The 20,587-nt window shown below is 72.7% G+C and carries 18 protein-coding genes and 1 pseudogene; 12 read left to right on the forward strand and 7 right to left on the reverse strand.

Annotated elements, in window-relative coordinates:
* Positions 1–128 precede the first annotated feature (128 nt).
* Positions 129–2,297 carry a primosomal protein N' gene (locus ACLJPL_RS27145; protein ID WP_411083561.1) on the forward strand — a complete coding sequence of 723 codons (2,169 nt, stop codon included), beginning with the start codon at positions 129–131 and terminating at the stop codon, positions 2,295–2,297.
* 97 nt (positions 2,298–2,394) lie between these two features.
* On the opposite strand, the gene ACLJPL_RS27150 is transcribed toward ACLJPL_RS27145, so the two are convergent.
* The gene (locus tag ACLJPL_RS27150; RefSeq protein WP_411083562.1) at positions 2,395–2,964 is read right to left on the reverse strand and encodes a hypothetical protein; all 570 of its coding nucleotides are present in this window, start codon (positions 2,962–2,964) and stop codon (positions 2,395–2,397) included.
* A 334-nt stretch (positions 2,965–3,298) separates the two neighbouring features.
* On the opposite strand from ACLJPL_RS27150, the gene fmt reads away from it, so the two are divergent.
* The 4 genes from fmt (at position 3,299) to ACLJPL_RS27170 (ending at position 7,705) form a co-directional block, all read left to right on the forward strand.
* Positions 3,299–4,231, forward strand: coding sequence for a methionyl-tRNA formyltransferase (gene fmt, locus ACLJPL_RS27155; RefSeq protein WP_411083563.1), 933 nt, complete (start codon positions 3,299–3,301; stop codon positions 4,229–4,231).
* A gap of 80 nt (positions 4,232–4,311) precedes the next feature.
* The gene (locus ACLJPL_RS27160; protein ID WP_411083564.1) at positions 4,312–5,745 is read left to right on the forward strand and encodes an RsmB/NOP family class I SAM-dependent RNA methyltransferase; all 1,434 of its coding nucleotides are present in this window, start codon (positions 4,312–4,314) and stop codon (positions 5,743–5,745) included.
* Positions 5,746–5,893: 148 nt separating this feature from the next.
* Positions 5,894–6,577, forward strand: coding sequence for a ribulose-phosphate 3-epimerase (rpe, locus tag ACLJPL_RS27165; RefSeq protein ID WP_411083565.1), 684 nt, complete (start codon positions 5,894–5,896; stop codon positions 6,575–6,577).
* 132 nt (positions 6,578–6,709) lie between these two features.
* Positions 6,710–7,705, forward strand: coding sequence for a sugar-binding transcriptional regulator (locus ACLJPL_RS27170; RefSeq protein ID WP_366823113.1), 996 nt, complete (start codon positions 6,710–6,712; stop codon positions 7,703–7,705).
* A 181-nt stretch (positions 7,706–7,886) separates the two neighbouring features.
* On the opposite strand, the pseudogene ACLJPL_RS27175 reads toward ACLJPL_RS27170, so the two are convergent.
* From ACLJPL_RS27175 to ACLJPL_RS27185, 3 genes and pseudogenes are all read right to left on the reverse strand, one after another.
* Positions 7,887–8,217 (reverse strand): annotated as a pseudogene (locus ACLJPL_RS27175) (helix-turn-helix domain-containing protein); the annotation flags it as partial.
* Positions 8,214–8,567, reverse strand: a complete 354-nt coding sequence (locus ACLJPL_RS27180; RefSeq protein ID WP_411083566.1) for a DoxX family protein — start codon at positions 8,565–8,567, stop codon at positions 8,214–8,216. The pseudogene ACLJPL_RS27175 and the gene ACLJPL_RS27180, both read right to left, overlap by 4 nt.
* The gene (locus tag ACLJPL_RS27185) at positions 8,564–8,866 is read right to left on the reverse strand and encodes a hypothetical protein (protein WP_411083567.1); all 303 of its coding nucleotides are present in this window, start codon (positions 8,864–8,866) and stop codon (positions 8,564–8,566) included. The genes ACLJPL_RS27180 and ACLJPL_RS27185 overlap by 4 nt, the downstream gene beginning before the upstream one ends.
* Before the next feature lie 85 nt (positions 8,867–8,951).
* Here ACLJPL_RS27185 and ACLJPL_RS27190 point away from each other — a divergent pair, with 85 nt between their 5' ends.
* A complete protein-coding gene (locus ACLJPL_RS27190; RefSeq protein WP_411083568.1) occupies positions 8,952–9,815 on the forward strand; it encodes a sigma-70 family RNA polymerase sigma factor in 864 nt (287 codons plus the stop codon).
* Positions 9,816–9,921: 106 nt separating this feature from the next.
* Here ACLJPL_RS27190 and ACLJPL_RS27195 read toward each other — a convergent pair whose 3' ends face one another.
* Complete coding sequence (locus ACLJPL_RS27195) at positions 9,922–11,019, reverse strand: terpene synthase family protein (protein ID WP_411083569.1); 1,098 nt, start codon at positions 11,017–11,019, stop codon at positions 9,922–9,924.
* Between the two features lie 319 nt (positions 11,020–11,338).
* Here ACLJPL_RS27195 and ACLJPL_RS27200 point away from each other — a divergent pair, with 319 nt between their 5' ends.
* From ACLJPL_RS27200 to ACLJPL_RS27220, 5 genes are all read left to right on the forward strand, one after another.
* A complete protein-coding gene (locus ACLJPL_RS27200; RefSeq protein WP_411083570.1) occupies positions 11,339–12,805 on the forward strand; it encodes a GuaB1 family IMP dehydrogenase-related protein in 1,467 nt (488 codons plus the stop codon).
* A gap of 165 nt (positions 12,806–12,970) precedes the next feature.
* Entirely contained in the window at positions 12,971–14,428 is a 1,458-nt protein-coding gene (locus ACLJPL_RS27205; protein WP_411083571.1) for an aldehyde dehydrogenase family protein, read from the forward strand.
* Positions 14,429–14,589: 161 nt separating this feature from the next.
* On the forward strand, positions 14,590–15,048 hold the full coding sequence (locus ACLJPL_RS27210) for an Lrp/AsnC family transcriptional regulator (protein WP_366820620.1): 459 nt from the start codon (positions 14,590–14,592) through the stop codon (positions 15,046–15,048).
* A 231-nt stretch (positions 15,049–15,279) separates the two neighbouring features.
* Positions 15,280–16,077, forward strand: a complete 798-nt coding sequence (locus ACLJPL_RS27215; RefSeq protein WP_411083572.1) for a carbon-nitrogen hydrolase family protein — start codon at positions 15,280–15,282, stop codon at positions 16,075–16,077.
* Between the two features lie 61 nt (positions 16,078–16,138).
* A complete protein-coding gene (locus tag ACLJPL_RS27220; RefSeq protein WP_411083573.1) occupies positions 16,139–17,833 on the forward strand; it encodes a flavin monoamine oxidase family protein in 1,695 nt (564 codons plus the stop codon).
* 27 nt (positions 17,834–17,860) lie between these two features.
* Here the strand turns inward: ACLJPL_RS27220 and ACLJPL_RS27225 are convergent, their stop codons facing one another.
* On the reverse strand, positions 17,861–18,571 hold the full coding sequence (locus ACLJPL_RS27225; protein WP_411083574.1) for a DUF5995 family protein: 711 nt from the start codon (positions 18,569–18,571) through the stop codon (positions 17,861–17,863).
* 96 nt (positions 18,572–18,667) lie between these two features.
* On the opposite strand from ACLJPL_RS27225, the gene ACLJPL_RS27230 reads away from it, so the two are divergent.
* Positions 18,668–19,885: a glycoside hydrolase family 6 protein gene (locus ACLJPL_RS27230; RefSeq protein ID WP_411083575.1), complete on the forward strand. Its 1,218-nt coding sequence runs from the start codon at positions 18,668–18,670 to the stop codon at positions 19,883–19,885.
* A 110-nt stretch (positions 19,886–19,995) separates the two neighbouring features.
* On the opposite strand, the gene ACLJPL_RS27235 is transcribed toward ACLJPL_RS27230, so the two are convergent.
* Positions 19,996–20,532, reverse strand: a complete 537-nt coding sequence (locus tag ACLJPL_RS27235; protein WP_411083576.1) for an RNA polymerase sigma factor — start codon at positions 20,530–20,532, stop codon at positions 19,996–19,998.
* Between the last annotated feature and the right edge of the window lie 55 nt (positions 20,533–20,587).

Below are 20,587 nucleotides of genomic sequence, written 5' to 3' on the forward strand. Positions count from 1 at the left end.
CAGCTCATGACGGCGGGGCCCGGACACCGAACGCGGTGGCCGGGCCCCGCTGCCGTGCGCGGCCCCCGCTGTCGGGGCCGCTGTGCGCGCTGCCGCCGCTGTCAGTGCCGTCTGGTAGGAATTCAGCTGTGAGCAGCGAGAACGAGCAGTCCGCCGCACCCGGCGCCGGGGCGTCCGAGCCCGGTGCCGGGGCGCCGGAGCAGCTCGCGCTGATCAGGGAGACCGTGCGCCGGGCCAAGGCCCCCCGCGCCAAGCCGCGCACCTGGCGGGGGGCCGCGCTGGCGAAGGAGCTGCCCGTGGCCCGGGTGCTGGTCAACAAGGGGGTCCTCCACCTCGACCAGTACTTCGACTACGCGGTCCCCGAGGAGCTGGACGCCGACGCCCAGCCCGGTGTGCGGGTGCGGGTGCGGTTCGGCGCGGGACGGCACAACGTGCAGGGCGGCCGGCGCGAGGGGGGCGGCCTGATCGACGGGTTCGTCGTCGAGCGCCGCGCCGAGTCCGACTACCCGGGCACCCTGGCCGCGCTCGCCTATGTGGTCTCCCCGGAGCCGGTCCTCGGGCCCGAGCTGCTCGCCCTGTCCCGCGCGGTGGCCGACCGGTACGCGGGCAGCCTGGCCGACGTCCTCCAGCTCGCCGTCCCGCCCCGCAACGGCCGCGCCGAGTCCAAGCCGTCCCCGGACCCGCTGCCGCCGCCCCCGCCCCCGCGGCCGGGCGCCTGGGAGCGGTACGGGCAGGGCCCCGCCTTCCTGCGCGCCCTGGCCGAGGGCGGTGCGCCCCGGGCCGTCTGGACCGCGCTGCCGGGGCCCCACTGGCCCGCCGAGATCGCCCGCGCCGTCGCGGCGACCCTGTCCTCGGGGCGGGGCGCGCTCGTCGTCGTCCCGGACGGGCGGGCCGCCGGACGGGTCGACGCCGCCCTGACCGAGGTGCTCGGCGCGGGCCGGCACGCCCTGCTCACCGCCGACTCCGGGCCCGAGAAGCGCTACCGCCAGTGGCTCGCGGTGCGCCGGGGCTCGGTGCGGGCGGTCGTCGGGACCCGCGCCGCCATGTTCGCCCCCGTCCAGGACCTCGGTCTGGTCGCCGTCTGGGACGACGGGGACTCCAGCCACAGCGACACCAACGCCCCCTTCCCGCACGTCCGCGAGGTCCTGGAGCTGCGGGCCGCGCAGGGCCGGTGCGCCTTCCTGCTCGGCGGGACGAGCTGCACGGTCGAGGCCGCCCAGCTCGTGGAGAGCGGCTGGGCCCTGCCCCTTCTCGCGGACCGGGAGCAGCTGCGGCGGGCCGCGCCCCTCATCCGTACGATCGGCGACGGCGAGCTGGCCCGGGACGGGGCCGCCCGCTCGGCCCGGCTGCCCAGCCTCGCCTGGCAGACCGTGCGCGAGGGCCTGCGCAGCGGCCCGGTGCTGATCCAGGTGCCCCGCCGGGGTTACGCGCCCCGCCTCGCCTGCGAGCGCTGCCGCACCCCGGCCCGCTGCCGCCACTGCGCGGGCCCGTTGGAAGCGCCGGACCAGCAGGACCTGGACTGCGCCTGGTGCGGGCAGGCCGAGCGGGCCTGGCAGTGCGCGGAGTGCGGCTCCAACCGGCTGCGCGCCCAGATCGTCGGCGCGCGCCGTACCGCCGAGGAGCTGGGCCGGGCCTTCCCCGCCGTCCCGGTCCGCACCTCGGGCCGGGACCACATCCTGGACGCCGTCCCGGCCGCCCCCGCCCTGGTCGTCTCCACCCCCGGCGCGGAGCCCGTCGCCGAGGGCGGGTACGCGGCGGCGCTGCTCCTGGACGGCTGGGCCATGCTCGGCAGGCCCGACCTGCGCGCGGGGGAGGAGGCGCTGCGCCGGTGGACGGCGGCGGGCGCACTCGTCCGGGGCCAGGACGAGGGCGGCACGGTGGTCGTCGTCGCCGAGCCGACGCTCCGGCCGGTGCAGGCGCTGGTGCGCTGGGACCCGGCGGGGTTCGCCCGGCGGGAGCTGGCGGACCGGGCCGAGCTGCGTTTCCCGCCGGTCTCCCGGATGGCGTCGGTGACCGGTCCCGCCGAGGCCCTGGCGGCCTTCCTCGCGGCTGCCGGACTGCCGCCGGAGGCCGAGATCCTGGGCCCGGTGCCGGTCCCGGCGGCCGAGCCGGGACGCCCGCGCCGACCGACGGACGCTCCGCCCGGCGCGAGCTGGGAACGGGTCCTGATCCGGGTGGTGCCGGGACGCGGGGCGGCGCTCGCGGGGGCTCTGAAGACGGCGCAGGCGGCCCGCATGGCCAAGGGCGGGGGCGAGCAGCAGGTGCGGATCAGGATCGACCCGCCGGACATCGGCTGACGGCCGGTCCGGCACGAGCGGCGGTCGGGGCGGGGTGTGGGGCGGCGGGCCGGGGAGACCGCCGCTCCGGATTCGTACCGAGGAGGCGCGGGGAGGGTCAGCCGTTGCGCGGGCCCGGGAAGGCTCCGGGGCGCAGCTCCTCGCGGACCGGCTGCTTGCTCATCGACGGCTGCGGCGGCATCGAGCGCGCCGCGGGCACGGAGGTCGCGGGGGAGACGGTCCCGCCGGAGGGCGACCCCGGCAGCCCGGTCGCCACGGAGACGGGACGGGGCGTCGCCGCCGTCTCGGCGCTCGTGTCGGCGGCCGCGGACTGCGCGGTGGCCCGGCGTGAGCCGTAACGGCGGTGCACCGCCTGCTTGGTGACCCCCAGCGCCGAACCCACCGCGTCCCAGGAGAAGCCGAGCGAGCGGTCGAAGTCCACCGCGGCGGTGACGAGGGTCTCGACGCTGTCCCGCAGTTCCTGGGCGAGGCGGACGGTGGGGGCCGGGGCCCTGCCGTAGACGACGAAGCCCGCGGAGGGGCCGGAGCGGCGCGGGCGGTAGACGTTGCCCAGCTGGGCGGTGAGGGTGCGCAGCGCGTCCACCTGCCGCCGGACCCGCTCGATGTCCCGCACCAGGAGGTGCAGGCTGGCCCGCGCTTGGGCGTCGTGGGTTGCGTGGTCGGCCATGAAGAAGCCTCTCGAACCGGCGTTGAAAGGGATCGGGCCGCATCGGGGCGGCCCGCTTCGGTCAATCTCTTTTGACCAACGCCCGAGCCGGGTATGTGGTCACGCTATCGGGGCGTATGTGCATATGCACGGGGCGTGCACGGCGCACGTGCGCCCCCTGGCCGCCGTGCCGTCGCAGCGGGCGAGCCGGGTGTGCCCCGGGGGCGAGCCCGGCGTGCACGACCGGGCACCACTAGACTGATGTGCTGCTCGTCACCGCACGTCCTGGCCCACAGGGTCCGAGAGACCCGCCGGGCCCGAGAGACCGAGAAGCCCGAGAGGCAGTCAGCCACCCATGAAGCTCGTCTTCGCCGGCACCCCCGAGGTCGCCGTTCCCGCCCTGGACGCCCTGATCGCCTCCGACCGCCATGAGGTGGCCGCCGTCGTGACCCGGCCCGACGCCCCCGCCGGGCGCGGCCGCCGACTGGTCGCCAGCCCGGTGGCCGAGCGGGCACAGGAGGCCGGGATCGAGGTGCTGAAGCCCGCGCGGCCCCGGGACGAGGCGTTCCTCGCACGGCTGCGGGAGATCGCTCCGGACTGCTGCCCGGTCGTCGCCTACGGGGCCCTGCTGCCCAAGGTCGCCCTGGACGTGCCCGCCCGAGGCTGGGTCAACCTGCACTTCTCGCTGCTGCCCGCCTGGCGGGGCGCCGCGCCCGTGCAGCACTCGGTGATGGCCGGGGACGAGGTGACCGGCGCTTCGACCTTCCTGATCGAGGAGGGGCTCGACTCCGGTCCCGTGTACGGGGTCCTCACCGAGGAGATCCGCCCCACCGACACCAGCGGCGACCTGCTCACCCGGCTCGCGTTCGCCGGGGCCGGGCTGCTCGCGGCCACCATGGACGGCATCGAGGACGGCGCCCTGCACGCCGTCCCGCAGCCCCACGACGGCGTGACCCTGGCCCCGAAGATCACCGTGGAGGACGCCCAGATCGACTGGTCGGCCCCCGCGCTGCGGGTCGACCGGGTGGTCAGGGGCTGCACCCCCGCGCCCGGCGCGTGGACCCTGTTCCGGGGCGAGCGGCTCAAGCTCATCCAGGCGACGCCCGTCCTGGACCGCGCCGACCTGGCGCCCGGCGAGCTGTCGGCGGCGAAGAACAACGTGTACGCGGGCACCGGCTCGCACGCGGTGGAGCTGCTCTGGGTCCAGCCGCAGGGCAAGAAGCCGATGAAGGCCGCCGACTGGGCGCGCGGCGTCCGGATCGTCCACGGCGAGCTGCTGGGCCCGTAGAACCTCCCGTACGAGAGCCCGGGGACGGCGACGTACGCTGGGAGAGTTCGCCCTCTCACCATCTGCGGAGCACCTTTCACGTGAACGACCAGCCGCGTCGCCGTCCCGCCAAGCCCCACCGCCGCCCCCAGAAGGACCCTGTCCGGTTCCTCGCCTTCGAGGCGCTGCGGGCCGTCGACGAGCGGGACGCGTACGCCAACCTCGTGCTGCCCCCGCTGCTGAAGAAGGCCCGCGCCAAGGGCGACTTCGACGGCCGGGACGCGGCGCTGGCGACCGAGCTGGTCTATGGGACGCTGCGCCGCCAGGGCACGTACGACGCGATCGTCGCGGCCTGCGTCGACCGGCCGCTCCGCGAGGTCGACCCGCCGGTCCTGGACGTCCTCAACATGGGCGTCCACCAGCTGCTCGGCACCCGCATCCCCACCCACGCGGCGGTCTCCGCCAGCGTGGAGCTGGCCCGGGTGGTGCTGGGCGAGGGGCGGGCGAAGTTCGTCAACGCGGTGCTGCGCAAGGTCACCGCGCACGACCTGGACGGCTGGGTGGAGAAGGTCGCGCCCTCGTACGAGGAGGACGCCGAGGACCACCTCTCCATCGTCCACTCGCACCCGCGCTGGATCGTCTCCGCGCTCTGGGACGCGCTCGGCGGGGGCCGCGCCGGCATCGAGGACCTGCTGGAGGCCGACAACGAGCGGCCCGAGGTGACCCTGGTCGCCCGCCCCGGCCGCTCCACCACCGACGAGCTGGTCAAGGCGCTCGGCGACGACAACTCCCTGCCGGGCCGCTGGTCGCCCTACGCCGTCCGGATGGCCGAGGGCGGCGAGCCCGGGGCGCTCACGGCGGTCCAGGAGGGCCGGGCGGGCGTCCAGGACGAGGGCAGCCAGCTGGTCGCCGCCGCCCTCGCCGCCGCCCCCGTGGAGGGCCGCGACACCCGCTGGCTGGACGGCTGCGCGGGCCCCGGCGGCAAGGCCGCCCTGCTGGCCGCCCTCGCCGCCGAGCGGGGCGCCGCCCTGCTGGCCGCCGAGAAGCAGCCGCACCGGGCCCGGCTGGTGGAGCGGGCGCTCGCCGGCAACCCGGGCCCGTACCAGGTGGTCACCGCGGACGGCACCCGGCCGCCGTGGCTGCCCGGCGCCTTCGACCGCATCCTGATGGACGTGCCCTGCTCCGGCCTGGGCGCGCTGCGCCGCCGCCCGGAGGCCCGCTGGCGGCGGCGCGCCGAGGACCTGGAGAGCTTCGCGCCGCTCCAACGCGGCCTGCTGCGCGAGGCGTTGAAGGCCGTACGGGTCGGGGGCGTCGTCGGTTACGCGACCTGCTCGCCGCATCTCGCGGAGACCCGGGTGGTCGTCGAGGACGTGCTCAAGGGGCGCGGCGGCGAGCCGGTGGAGGCCGAGTGGGTGGACGCCCGTCCGCTGATGCCGGGCGTGCCCGCGCTGGGCGACGGCCCCGACGTCCAGCTGTGGCCGCATCTGCACGGGACCGACGCCATGTATCTCGCTGTGCTGCGCAGGACCGGCTGAATACAGCCCCGACAGTGAGCCTCCCCGTACAGCAAAAGAACAGTAAAGCGCAGGCAAAATGCCCAGAATGTGCGAACTGTGATGGCCGGGTGAGGCTTTGGCGACCGCCGGGGCGGGCAACCGGCGCGGAACGTGGCAGGCTTGGGGCATGGCGCAGATCAACCCCAGCATCCTGTCCGCCGATTTCGCGCGTCTCGCTGAGGAGGCGAAGGCCGTCGAAGGCGCGGACTGGCTCCATGTCGATGTCATGGACAACCACTTCGTCCCGAACCTGACCCTCGGCGTGCCGATCGTCGAGGCGCTGGGCAAGGCCACGGACACCCCGCTGGACTGCCACCTCATGATCGAGGACCCCGACCGCTGGGCTCCGCTCTACGTGGAGGCGGGCGCGGGCTCGGTCACCTTCCACGCGGAGGCCGCGGCCGCGCCGGTGCGCCTGGCGCGGGAGATCCGGGCGAAGGGCGCGCGGGCGTCGATGGCGCTCAAGCCCGCGACGCCGATCGAGCCGTACGAGGACCTGCTCCCCGAGCTCGACATGCTGCTGATCATGACGGTCGAGCCGGGCTTCGGCGGGCAGGCGTTCCTGGACATCATGCTGCCGAAGATCCGCCGCACCCGGGAGCTGATCAGCAAGCACGGCCTCGAACTCTGGCTCCAGGTCGACGGCGGGGTCTCCGCCGACACGATCGAGCGGTGCGCCGAGGCGGGCGCGGACGTCTTCGTCGCGGGTTCCGCGGTGTACGGGGCGACGGACCCGGCGGCGGCGGTGCGGGGTCTGCGGGCCCAGGCGGAGGCGGTCACGGCCGCCGCGCCCTGGGCGTGCGGCCACTGAACAAAGGGCAGATGAACGCGGCCCGACAGGGCCGATCAAGGATCGCCGGATCTGACAGGATGAAGGCGTATCGGGCGTGTGAACAGCAGTGAGGAGATCGCGGTGTCTGGCATCTCGGCGGGTCGGTCAGCCATGCGGATGGGACCCGCGGAGCTGGTGCAGGCGGCGGCCATGGCCCGCCGGTTCTACCTGGAGGGCAAGTCCAAGATCCAGATCGCCGAGGAGTTCGGCGTCAGCCGCTTCAAGGTGGCCCGGGTCCTGGAGACGGCCCTGGAGCGTGATCTCGTACGGATCGAGATCCGGGTGCCGGCCGAGCTGGACGCCGAACGCTCCGACGCGCTCCGGGCCCGTTACGGGCTGCGCCACGCGGTCGTCGTCGAGTCCCCGGCCGAGGAGCAGGAGGACGCCCCCGACCCGGAGAACCTGGGCGAGGTCGCGGCCGACCTCCTCGGCGAGCTGGTGGCCGAGGGTGATGTGCTCGGCCTGGCCTGGGGCCGCTCCACCATCCACATGGCGGCGGCGCTCGACCGGCTCCCGCCCTGCACCGTCGTCCAGCTGACCGGCGTCTACGACGCGGGCACCGCCGAGCGCGGCTCCGTCGAGGCGGTGCGCCGGGCCGCCCAGGTCTCCGGCGGCGAGGCGCACCCCATCTACGCCCCGATGCTGCTGCCCGACCCGGCGACGGCCGCCGCGCTGCGCGAACAGACGGGCATCGCCCGCGCCTTCGAGTACTTCGACAAGGTCACCGTCGCGGCCGTCTCGATCGGCTCCTGGGAGCCGGGGATCTCCACGGTCCACGACATGCTCTCCGACGCGGAGCGCGCCCACTACGCCTCGCTCGGCGTCGCCGCCGAGATGTCCGCGCACCTCTTCGACTCGGACGGCCGCAGAGTCGGCCGCGACCTGGGCGAGCGCTGCATCACCGTCGAGGCGGACCGGTTGCGCCGGATCCCCGAGGTGGTGGCGATCGCGGGCGGCCTGCGCAAGGCGGCGGCGATCGGGGCCGTGCTGCGGTCGGGCCTGGTCACCAGCCTGGTGACGGACACCGCGGCGGCGGACTTCCTGCTCACCGAGTCGGCCGCCGGCGTGCGCCCAGCGCTGGAGCGGGCCGACCCGGACGGGGAGTGACCCGGAGCGGGAACTGACGAAGGCCGGGCGCCCTCGCGGGGCGCCCGGCCCTTTCTCGTACGGGAGGCCCTAGTCGTATGAGGCCATAACGTTCGTCACGCTCGCCAGAGCCGGCGATACAGGTGGTCTCCCCGCTGTGGCTCCGTGCGGTCGGTGGTACTCGTCGCGGACGTCCACACGGCAACAGCCGGGTCACCGTGCGACGGCTGATCACCACCCCGACGTCATGGAGTTCGAACGCGATTCGCGACGCCGACCATCTCTGTTCCCGGCGCATCGCCTCGATCCGTTGCGCGGCATCGGCATCTGTCGCGGTCGGCTGCCGGTGTGGTGGTGAAGACCGGTCCGGCAGCACCGCCTCTCCGTGTCTTGGCCACCGGTTCTTCCACTTCGAGGCGCACACCCGCGAGATGCCCGTCCCTGGGGCGACGTGCGCAGTCGGGCGGGTCGTGCACCGCTCGATCAGGCGTCGGCGGCCTTCGACTGACGAGTGGCGCGTCGGCGTGCGTCATATCTTGCTCGCGAAGAACGCGGTGCTCGCTGCCGCGAGCGCCAGGAACACTCCGGGGAACGCGATGGTGGAGAACACTCGAGCACGGATGTGGGCGATGACTGCTCCGATGAAGAAGACGACGAGTCCGACTCCGGCCGCCAGGCCGAGCGGATGAGCCCCGAGCAGGCCGATGACAAGACCTGCGGCTCCTGCGAGCTTGAGCGTCGCGAGGTACGGCAGCATCGCTGAGGGGAGCCGCACTTCTGCTGAGTTGGCCAGCACGAACGGGGCTCGGCCGTAGTCCGCGACGGCGATGCCCAGGTTGGCTGCGATGCACGCGACCGTGGCGATCACCAGGAAGAGGTTCATGATGTGTACGACCCCACGATCGTGAACGGCTCGGGCGTGGGCGCGAGCGGGCCACTGGCTGCCCGGCTGATCGCGTCTCGTAGCCGCTGTGCTCCGGTCAGCGTCAGGAGCGGGTTCGTCGTCGGTTCGGCGAGTTCGAGCGCGAGGATGAAGTCGGTTCCCGACTCGCTCGCGTATGCCGTACGGGCCAGGCCGGTCGTTGGCGCTGAGCAGAGGGCCGCGAGGACACGGGTCAGGCAGTCAGGCGGCTCGGCGGCGGAGTCCACGGCGGCGCTGAAGCGCACCATCTGTAGGCTCATCGTGCTGTCATCTCCTTGGGATGTGAACGGGCATGGTTCTGAACCGACCGTCCTGACGTTCGCCAGATCAAGAAGGTGACACCCGATGCCCATCACGGTCGGAGAATTCGAGGCCGCCAGGCCGCAGCTGCTGTCATTCGCCTACCGAATGCTCGGCTCGTCGCATGATGCGCAGGACGCAGTCCAGACGGCGTGGCTGAGGGCCACGACCACGCGATCCGACGCTGAGATCGAGAACCCCGCCGCGTGGCTGCGGACAGTGACCGCCAGCGTGTGCCTCGATGAACTGCGGATGCGACGCCGCCGTAACGAAGCGCCTCTGCTGGCGGCAGCCATTCCCGCCGAACAGCTCACGGCGGACGAGGCATTCCTGCGGAAAGAGGGCGTCTCTCGGGCGCTGATGGTCTTGCTGAACCAGCTGACGCCGCCGCAACGGGTGGCGTATGTCCTGCACGACCTGTTCTCGGTGCCGTTCGATCACATCGCGCATGTGCTCGGCGGAACCGTGCCGGCGGCGAAGAAGCACGCCAGCCGGGCCCGGCAGCGCATCGCAGGCGCCCCGTCGGTCGAGCACGTGGATCGCGGGGCCCATCGGATCGTCGAAGCATTTCTGGCAGCGGCCGAGACGGGAAACACGCGCGCGATGATCCAGATACTTGCTCCGGACAGTGTCCGTGACGCCGACGCTGCGCTGCTGCCGCGTGGCGCCCGCACCCACGTCGCCGGGTCGACCGCGATCGCGAACGAGACAAGACTCTTCCGCGACCGGATTCGAGCCGCGTGCAGCATCACGGTCGACAGGCGAAGCATGTACCTCATCGCGCCCGGCGGACACCCGCTCGCGACCCTCGAAATCGTCACCACCGGCAAGGAGATCACCAGAATCACGCTGCGCTCAGCAGAACGAGGGCACGTGTACACAGCCCCGGTCGCGTCAACAACCTCCTGACCCGCGACACCTGGGTGCCGCCCCGACGCGCTTCGTGCGGGACTCCCCGGCCCTGGCCGGTTCGTACGGGAGCCCCCACCCCTAGGCCGGTTCGGACCCGGTGCCCCTATCCCTGACGCGGCTCGTACCGGCGGCCCTGCCCCTGGCGCGGAACCTGCGCCGCGCTCGGCGTCGCTTCCGCGTGGTCGGGGGCGACGCCCAGCACGGTCTCCTCCAGATACTCCTGGGGCTCCTCGTACTGGCCGACGTTCGCCGGGTTGTAGCGCGGGGTCTGGCGCGACCAGTCCAGATTCCCGCGCATCCAGCTGCGCATCCCGTCGAGATAGGGCACCAGCAGGCCGGCCAGCTGCGGATGCATCTCCAGCAGCTCGTCCTCGGCGGCGAGGAAGCGCTCGGTCTCCAGGGCCAGCCGCTCCGCCACGTGGTCCAGGGCCTGCTGCTCGCCGAGGCCACGGTGGTGGCTGACCAGGTGGACGAGGTTGTGGATCTCGCCGAGCACCTGCTCCTTCTCGAAGGAGTACACGTCGTTGGCCCAGCACACGTGGTTGCAGGAGGCTTCCAGGGCCGTGATGAACCGGGGGTCGTTGTGGATCGACTCCGGGGCCTCGATGCCGGTCACGATCTCTATGAGGTCCATGCAGACGTAGATGGCGCCGGTGTGCCGGCGCTTGGCGATGTACGTCTCCTCGGACGGCACCACGCCGTCCGCCCGGTTCCCCGCCTCCCAGGTGGTGGCGGTGGTGAGGTAGGTGACCAGGTGCCAGGCGAACCGGGTCCGCCAGTGGGGGGCCGCGTCCGGCGTCGTACGTTCCCACAGGTCCATCAGGGCGATCACGGCGGCCGGCGGCTCCTCGCCCGGCAGCGGGGCGGGGGCTGAGCCGTCCACCACGGCGCGCATCCGCTCGACCACATCGCGCACCCGCTCGGGGGAGCGCCCCAGATGGCCGTCGTCGAGCTGGTCGTCGACCAGGAACAGCCAGACGAACCAGTCGGCCACCAGATCGAGGTGCTGCTCATCGGCCGTGGGATAGACCATGCCGACGAACGCGCCGAAATCGGCTTGTTCGAAGCGGTTCATCGCGGACTCGCGGTGCACCAGGCCCGTCTGTCTGATCCAGGCGCCCAGGTGGCCGCGCGTGTGCCCGACGTGCGGGTTGGTCCGCTGGGGGAACGGGCAGTAGATGTCCGGCAGTTCGCTGTCCACAGGCGGATTGGGGTCCTCTCCGGTCAAAGGGTGTGCCGAGGTCTCCGATGTGCCGGAGCGGCACCTCGGACACCCCCGAGACCTGCGGATTTGAAGCTACCTGACCCCTTGTCACCGGGTCCAGGGATGGTGATCGCGAATGATTCGAAACCCGTTCGGGTAGAGTCCGTGGGTAAGGCAGGTTCCACTTGCCCGGGACCCCCCAACCACCTCCCAGGAGACCTCCAGGAATCCTTTGGAGGAACAGACGAATGCGGGGGTCTTTTGCTGTGTCTTCGTGGAAACGACCTGCACCGTTTCGTATGAAAAAATGAGTGTTATGCGCTTTCTTGAGCCGGGCACCGGTCGCTACACAGACTCCTCCGTCGTCCCGTACGACCTGACGTACGACGACGTCTTCATGGTCCCGGGCCGCTCGGCCGTCGGATCCCGCCAGGCGGTGGACCTCTCCTCGCCGGACGGCACCGGCACGACCATCCCGCTCGTGGTGGCCAACATGACCGCCATCGCGGGCCGGCGGATGGCCGAAACCATCGCCCGCCGCGGTGGTCTCGTCGTCATCCCCCAGGACATCCCGATCGACGTCGTCACCGACGTCATCACCTGGGTCAAGACGCGTCACCTCGTCCTGGATACCCCGATCGAGCTGGCCCCCGGCCAGACCGTCGCCGACGCCCTGTCCCTGCTGCCCAAGCGGGCGCACGGCGCGGGCGTCGTCGTGGACGAGGACCGGCGTCCCGTGGGCGTCGTCACCGACCACGACCTGACCGGCGTCGACCGCTTCACCCAGCTCTCCGAGGTCATGTCCCGGGACCTGGTGCTCTTGGACGCGGACATCGACCCGCGCGACGCGTTCAACAAGCTCGACGGCGCCAACCGCAAGCTCGCCCCCGCCGTGGACGAGGACGGCCGGCTCGTCGGCATCCTCACCCGCAAGGCCGCCCTGCGCGCCACCCTCTACACCCCCGCCACCGACGACCACGGCAGGCTGCGCATCGCGGCGGCCGTGGGCATCAACGGCGACGTGGCGGGCAAGGCCAAGCAGCTCCTGGACGCTGGCGTCGACACCCTCGTGGTGGACACCGCCCACGGCCACCAGGAATCCATGATCAGCGCGGTCCGCGCCGTACGGGCCCTGGACCCGCGGGTCCCGATCGTCGCGGGCAACATCGTCGCCGCCGAGGGCGTGCGCGACCTGATCGAGGCGGGCGCGGACATCATCAAGGTCGGCGTCGGCCCCGGCGCCATGTGCACCACCCGGATGATGACCGGCGTCGGCCGGCCGCAGTTCTCCGCCGTCCTGGAGTGCGCCGCCGAGGCGAGGAAGCACGGCAAGCACGTCTGGGCGGACGGCGGCGTCCGCCACCCGCGCGATGTCGCCATGGCGCTCGCCGCCGGCGCGTCCAACGTGATGATCGGCTCCTGGTTCGCGGGGACGTACGAGTCGCCCGGCGACCTCCAGCAGTCCGCGGACGGCCGCTACTACAAGGAGTCCTTCGGGATGGCCTCGGCGCGCGCCGTGAAGAACCGCACGTCGGACGAGTCCGCGTACGACCGGGCCCGGAAGGCGCTCTTCGAGGAGGGCATCTCCACCTCGCGGATGTTCCTCGACCCGACCCGTCCGGGCGTCGAGGACCTGATCGACTCGATCATCGCGGGCGTCCGCTCCTCCTGCACCTACGCCGGTGCCGCGTCCCTGGAGGAGTTCGCCGACAAGGCGGTCGTCGGCGTCCAGAGCGCCGCCGGATACGCCGAGGGCAAGCCGCTGCACGCCAGCTGGAGTTGATCCCGCGAAACCCCGACATCCCCGCCCCTTCCGGTGCTTCACGCCGGGAGGGGCGGAGTCGTTCACGGGCGCCCCGGAGGTGGCCGGGAGGCCGCTTCAACTCGGGCCGAATATAAGTAATATGAAGCCCAATCAGCTGCCTGCCTCTCTGCGGTAAGGGATCTCATGTCCTTCTTCACTGACCTGGCCCATCAGTACATCGACGGCGAGTGGCGGCCGGGGAAGGGGTCCTGGGACATCATCGACTTCAACCCCTTCGACGGGGAGAAGCTCGCCTCGATCGCCGTCGCCACCGCCGAAGAGGTCGACCAGGCATACCGCGCCGCCGAGCGGGCCCAGCAGGCGTGGGCCGACACCAACCCGTACACCCGGCGCACGGTCCTGGAGAAGGCGCTGCGCCTCGTCGAGGAGCGCGAGCCGGAGATCGGCGAGGCGATCGTCGCCGAGCTCGGCGGCACCCGCCTGAAGGCGGGCTTCGAGCTGCATCTCGCCAAGGAGTTCCTCCGCGAGGCCATCCATCTCGCCCTGCGCCCGTCCGGGCAGATCCTCCCCTCGCCGACCGAGGGCAAGGAGAACCGGGTCTACCGGGTGCCGGCCGGGGTCGTCGGGGTCATCAGCCCCTTCAACTTCCCCTTCCTGCTCTCCCTCAAGTCCGTGGCCCCCGCCCTCGCCCTCGGCAACGCCGTCGTCCTCAAGCCGCACCAGAACACCCCGATCTGCGGCGGCACCCTGCTGGCCAGGATCTTCGAGGACGCCGGGCTGCCCGCCGGACTGCTCAACGTCGTGATCACCGACATCGCGGAGATCGGCGACACCCTGCTGGAGCACCCCGTGCCGCAGGTCATCTCCTTCACCGGCTCCGACAAGGTCGGCCGCCACGTCGCGACCGTCTGCGCCGCCAACCTCAAGCGGGTCGTCCTCGAACTCGGCGGCAACAGCGCCCTGATCGTGCTCGACGACGCCGACGTCGACTACGCGGTCGACGCCGCGGTCTTCAGCCGTTACGTCCACCAGGGCCAGGTCTGCATGGCCGCCAACCGGATCCTGGTCGACCGCTCGATCGAGCAGGAGTTCACCGAGAAGTTCGTCGCCAAGGTCGCCTCCCTCACCGTGGGCGACCCCGCCGACCCCGCCACCCAGATCGGCCCGCTGATCAACTCCTCGCAGGCCGAGTCCATCTCCCGGCTCGTCGACCAGACCGTCGAGGCCGGCGCCACCGCCCTCCTGCACGGCCGCGCGGACGGCAACCTGGTCAGCCCCTCCGTCCTCACCGGCCTCGCCGCCGACTCGCCGGTCCTCCAGCAGGAGATCTTCGGCCCCGTCGCCCTCCTCGTCCCCTTCGACGGCGAGGACGAGGCCGTCCGCATCGCCAACGACACCCCGTACGGGCTCAGCGGCGCCGTCCACACCGGCAACATCGAGCGCGGCGTGCGGATCGGGCAGCGCATCCGCACCGGCATGATCCACATCAACGACGGCACCGTCCACGACGAGCCCATCGTCCCCTTCGGCGGCGAGAAGAGCTCGGGCCTCGGCCGGCTGAACGGCGAGTCGATGATCGACGCCTTCACCACCCAGAAGTGGATCTCCGTGCAGCACGGCCGCTCGCAGTTCCCCTTCTGACCTTCCGGGCCACCTGCCCTTCGGCCGGTCGGCGTCTTCCTCGCCGGCCGGCCGCCCCCTGCGCCGAGCGCGCCCGCGACGGCGGCTCATGGTCTACTGCGGGAGGCGGCGCCCGCCGCCTCCCGCAGGAGACCCCACCGCAGAGAAGTGAACCGCCCGACGTGCGCCTGAACGACCTCGACGAACGCATCGTCCACGCCCTCGCCGAAGACGCCCGGCGCTCGTACGCCGACATCGGCGCGATCGTCGGCCTCTCCGCCCCCGCCGTGAAACGCCGCGTCGACCGGCTGCGGGCCGAGGGCGCGATCACCGGCTTCACCGTGCGCGTCGACCCGGCGGCGCTCGGCTGGGAGACCGAGGGGTTCATCGAGATCTACTGCAGCCGCAACACCTCCCCGGAAGCGATCAAGCAGGGCCTCGCCCGCTACCCGGAGATCGCCTCGGCCTCCACCGTCACGGGCGACGCGGACGCGGTGGTCCAGGTGTTCGCCGCCGACATGCGCCACTTCGAGCAGGTCCTGGAGCGGATCGCGGGCGAGCCGTACGTGGAGCGCACGAAGTCGGTGCTGGTGCTCTCACCGCTGCTGCGCAGGTACTCGGCGGAGGCCCCGCCGGCCTGAGGGGCCGCCCTCGGAGGCAGCCCCCGCAGGCCCGGGCCAGGGCCCCGGAACAGTGGCCCACATCACCCCCCTGACCTGCGGTGATCCTCCACGCAACGTATCGCCGCCACAGCGCCCGCGCGCGCAACGAATCGACGGTCGACGCGCAACGCTCGCGCCTTGTCCGGGGCGAGAGACGCCACGTACCTTCGATACGTCTCCCCACTCCGCCCGCACCGTCCGAGGTCAGCCATGCCGTCGTTGCGCACCGCCCTGCTCCAGAGTTCCGGCCGGCCCGGCGACGTCGCCCAGAACCTGAAGACCCTGGACGAGGCCGCCGCGCGCGCCGCCGCTTCGGGCGCCCGGCTGCTGGTCGCCCCCGAGCTGTTCCTCACCGGGTACGCGATCGGCGACGCCGTCCCCGAGCTGGCCGAGCCCGTCGACGGCCCCGGCGCCCAGGCCGTCGCCGACATCGCCGTACGCCACGGCCTCGCCGTCCTCTACGGCTACCCGGAGCGCGACGGCGAGCGGATCTTCAACGCCTCCCAGCTCATCGGCCCCGAGGGCGCGCGGCAGGCGAACTACCGCAAGACCCACCTCTTCGGCTGCTTCGAGCAGGAGTGGTTCACCCCCGGCGACCAGCCCGTCGTCCAGGCGGACCTGGACGGCGTCCGGATCGGGCTGCTGATCTGCTACGACGTCGAATTCCCGGAGAACGTCCGGGCGCACGCCCTGGCCGGCACCGACCTGCTGCTGGTGCCCACCGCGCAGATGCACCCGTTCCAGTTCGTCGCGGAATCCGTCGTCCCCGTACGGGCCTTCGAGAGCCAGATGTACGTGGCGTACGTCAACCGCACCGGCCCGGAAGGCGAGTTCGAGTTCGTCGGGCTGAGCTGCCTGGCCGGCCCTGACGGCACGGTGCGCACCCGCGCCGGCCGTGGCGAGGAGCTCGTCGTCGGCGAGGTGGACCCGGAGTTCCTGGCCGCGTCCCGCGCCGCCAACCCGTATCTGCACGACCGCCGCCCCGGTCTGTACGGCTCCCTCGGCTGAGCCCGCCCCCTCCCCGAAGAAACCTTCTCCCCAGAGTCATCGCGCAAGGAGTCCGCACCCCATGACGTCCACGGTGCCCAACGCCATCCAGCACACCGACGCGGCCGCCCCGCCGATCACCATGTTCGGGCCGGACTTCCCGTACGCGTACGACGACTTCCTCGCCCACCCGGCCGGTCTCGGCCAGATACCGGCGACCGAGCACGGCCAGGAGGTCGCCGTCATCGGCGGCGGGCTCTCCGGGATCATCGCCGCGTACGAGCTGATGAAGATGGGGCTGAAGCCCGTCGTCTACGAGGCGGACCGGATCGGCGGCCGGCTGCGCACCGTCGGCTTCGACGGCTGCGACCCCTCGCTCACCGCCGAGATGGGCGCGATGCGCTTCCCGCCGTCCTCCACGGCGCTCCAGCACTACATCGACCTGGTGGACCTGGAGACCCGGGACTTCCCCAACCCGCTCTCCCCGGCCACCCCCTCGACCGTCGTGGACCTCAAGGGCGAGTCGCACTACGCCGAGACCATCGACGACCTGCCGCAGGTCTACCGCGATGTGGCCGACGCCTGGAACGCCTGCCTGGAGCAGGGCGCGGACTTCTCCGACATGAACCGGGCGCTGCGCGAGCGCGACGTACCGCGCATCCGGGAGATCTGGGCCAAGCTCGTCGAGCAGCTCGACAACCAGACCTTCTACGGCTTCCTCTGCGCCTCCGACGCCTTCAAGTCCTTCCGGCACCGCGAGATCTTCGGCCAGGTCGGCTTCGGCACCGGCGGCTGGGACACCGACTTCCCCAACTCCATCCTGGAGATCCTGCGAGTCGTCTACACCGAGGCCGACGACCACCACCGGGGCATCGTCGGCGGCAGCCAGCAGCTCCCGCTGCGCCTGTGGGACCGCGAGCCGCAGAAGATCGTCCACTGGCCGCTGGGCACCTCGCTGGCCTCCCTGCACGGCGGCGAGCCGCGCGGCGCCGTGACCCGGCTGACCCGTACGGCGGGCAACCGCATCACCGTCACCGACGCCACCGGCGACATCCGCACCTTCCGGGCCGCCGTCTTCACCGGGCAGTCCTGGCTGCTGCTCTCCAAGATCGACTGCGATGACGCGCTCTTCCCGATCGACCACTGGACGGCGATGGAGCGCACCCACTACATGGAGTCGTCCAAGCTGTTCGTGCCGGTGGACCGGCCGTTCTGGCTGGACAAGGACGAGACCACCGGCCGCGACACCATGTCGATGACGCTCACCGACCGGATGACCCGGGGCACCTACCTGCTGGACGACGGGCCGGACAAGCCCGCCGTCATCTGCCTCTCCTACACGTGGTGCGACGACAGCCTCAAGTGGCTGCCGCTCTCCCCGAAGGAGCGCATGGAGGTCATGCTCAAGTCGCTCGGGGAGATCTACCCGAACGTCGACGTCCGCAGTCACATCATCGGCAACCCGGTCACCGTCTCCTGGGAGAACGAGCCCTACTTCATGGGCGCGTTCAAGGCGAACCTGCCCGGCCACTACCGCTACCAGCGGCGGCTGTTCACCCACTTCATGCAGGACCGGCTGCCCGCCGACAAGCGGGGCCTGTTCCTGGCGGGCGACGACATCTCCTGGACGGCCGGCTGGGCCGAGGGCGCGGTGCAGACCGCGCTGAACGCGGTGTGGGGCGTCATGCACCAGTTCGGCGGGGCCACCGACCCGACCAACCCCGGCCCCGGCGACGTGTTCGACGAGATCGCACCGGTGGAGCTTCCGGAGGACTGAGCCGAAGCCGGGGGCCGTACGCGGGCGTCAGCGGCAGGGGGTGAGCCAGAGGCGCACCACCAGCCCGGCCCCCGCGTCGGTCCGCTGCCGGAACTCCTCGGCCAGCGAGGGGAGTCCACGCAGCTGCCAGAGCACCCGGGCCGCCGACCAGGCGGCCTCCCGGGCCCGCTCCAGGCTCCAGGAACTCACCAGATGGGTCAGCGGATCCGCGATCCGCAGAAGATCGGGGCCCGGCGTCAGATCGTCGCGGATCCGCTCCTCCAGCAACGCGAGGAGATCACCCACCCGCTCGAACTCCCCCTCCAGCTCCGCCGGGGCGCAGTCCCGCGTACGACAGGCGTCCACCACGGCCAGGGCGAGGTCGTGCGCGACGTGCGCATGGAGACCGCCCAGGGCGAACTGCACCGGCCGTACGCCGGGATGGCGACGGCGGGGGAGGAGCGGACGCCAGCACTCCGGCAGACGCCCGCCCGCCTCCGCCGTGTCGACGGCCCACAGATAGCGCTCCATGAGCCGTTCCTCCAGGGTGTCGGCGGTTTCCCCGTCGCGGGGGACGCCCCGCCCGGCCTGCCCGCGCACCGTCTGGGCGACGGCGAGATACGCCTCGTTGAAGACCCCGACACCGTCCCCGCCCGGCCACCGGCCGCCCCACGCACGCATCCGCTCGATCCCCGCGAGCGTCTGCGCCACCGGAATCCCGGGGCCGGCCGGTTCTGCGGACTGCTCGATCTGCACCATGTGCGGAGCGTCCCAGCCATAGGCTCGCCACGGCGCCGCCCGGCCGGAGGTTCATCGGAACGGGCGAACAACGGTGCCGGAAAAGGGGATCGAGGAGTGCCGGGCACACACGCACGACGCCGCATCGCACACCGGGAGCGCCGACGCGCCGCCCGCCGGCACGCCCTGCTGGCCGTCGCGACGGCGGTCGTGGCGATCGGCGCCACGGCCGGGCTGATCGACGCCGGACAGGACGAACGGCGCACCACGGCCGCCCCGGAGCCGACGCCCGGGCCGGTCCTCCAGCCGCTCCCGGCGGTTCCGACCCCGAGCGCCCCGCCGCCGCCTGCCGCGCCGCCCTCGACACGCCCCGCGCCGACACCGCCTCCCGCGTCACCGTCGCCCACCGCTCCCCGTACGAGCGCCGCCCCCTCCGCGACCTCCGCCGGCCCGGCCGCACCGGCCCCGGCCCCCCGGAACCGCCTCTTCCGGCACCCCGGGTCCCAGGTCCTGGACTGGGTGCGGGCCAACCCCGACGACCCGCGCCGCCCGCTCATCGAGTCCCGGATCGCGGCGCAGCCCGCGGCGGTCTGGTTCGCGGCCCACAACCCGGGGGAGATCGCCGGGCAGGTCCGCGGGGTCACCCGGGGCGCGGCCGCCGCCGGGCGGACCCCGGTGCTCGTGCCGTACGCCATCCCCGACCGGGACTGCGGCGGGGCCTCGCAGGGCGGGGCGCCGGATCTCGCGGCGTACGACGCCTGGATACGGGAGTTCGCCCAGGGGCTCGGCAAGGGCCCGGCCATCGTGATCCTGGAACCCGACGCCATCGCCCTCTCCGACTGCCTCACCGCCCCCGAACGCGCGGCCCGCTTCGCCTCGCTGGCCCGCGCCGGAGACACCCTGCGCGCCGCGAACCCCCGGGCCAGGGTCTACTTCGACGGCGGCCACTCCGGCTGGCACGCCCCCGCGAAGCAGGCGGCCGCGCTCCGGGCGGCCGGGGCGGCCACCAGCGGCGACGGCATCTTCACCAACGTGGCCAACTTCCACCGCACCGCCGACGAGACCGCCTACGCCCGCCGCGTGCTCGCCGCCCTCGACGGCCCCGCCCGCCTCGGCGCGGTCGTCGACACCAGCCGCAACGGCAACGGCGCGCCCCCGGCGGGCCAGTGGTGCGACCCGGCGGGCCGGGCCCTGGGGCAGACCCCGACGACCCGGACCGGCGAGAGCGGCATCGACGCGTACCTGTGGGTGAAGCTGCCGGGGGAGTCGGACGGCTGCTCGGGTGCGGCGGGCTCGTTCACCCCGGAGTACGCCTACGAACTGGCCACGGGGTGATCCTGCGGCCGGCCGATCCTGCGACGCTGACATCCGGCTCGTACGGAGGGAGGCCCTTCACGCCTCCGCCGTACAGGAGGCTCTCACGCCCCGGCCGTACGGGAGGCCCTTCACGCCGGCTCTTCGGTGGCCGCCTCCTCCGCGCCGGTGGTGAGCCTCCGGTCGAGTCGTCGGCGTGCACGCGCCAGGCGCATGGATGCCGCTTTCGCGGTGATCCCGAGGGCGTCCGCGATCTCCGCGGTGCGGAACCCGGCGATCATCAGGTTCAGTACCTGACGGTCGTCGAGGTCGAGCTGGGCGATCGCCCCGGCCAGCACCACCGGCACGACCGCCTCGTACGTGGGGTCGACTCCAGGAGCGACGGGGAGCACTCCCTGTCGGAGCGCGTCCGATTCCCGGGCCGCCTTCCTCGCCGCGTTGGAGATGTGACCTGCGGCGATCCTGTAGGTCAGGCTGCGCAACTGCCGTAACCCCACGTCGTCGGTGGGGGCGGGCACCTGTTTGCGCCACACGGTGAGCATCGTCTCGCTGGCCAGGTCCTCGGCGAGCCCGGAAGGGAATCTCGCCCGGATGAAGCGGTGCACCTTCGGAAGCATGTCTGCGAAGAACTCCGCGTAGAAGGCGTCCCCCACCCCGACACCTCCCACGGCGCGTTCGTCGACGCATCGGGCTGATGAGGGCCGCGCTCAGGGATGCGTTCCT

It is taken from the genome of Streptomyces sp. cmx-18-6 (assembly GCF_046548915.1).
Taxonomy (GTDB): Bacteria; Actinomycetota; Actinomycetes; order Streptomycetales; family Streptomycetaceae; genus Streptomyces.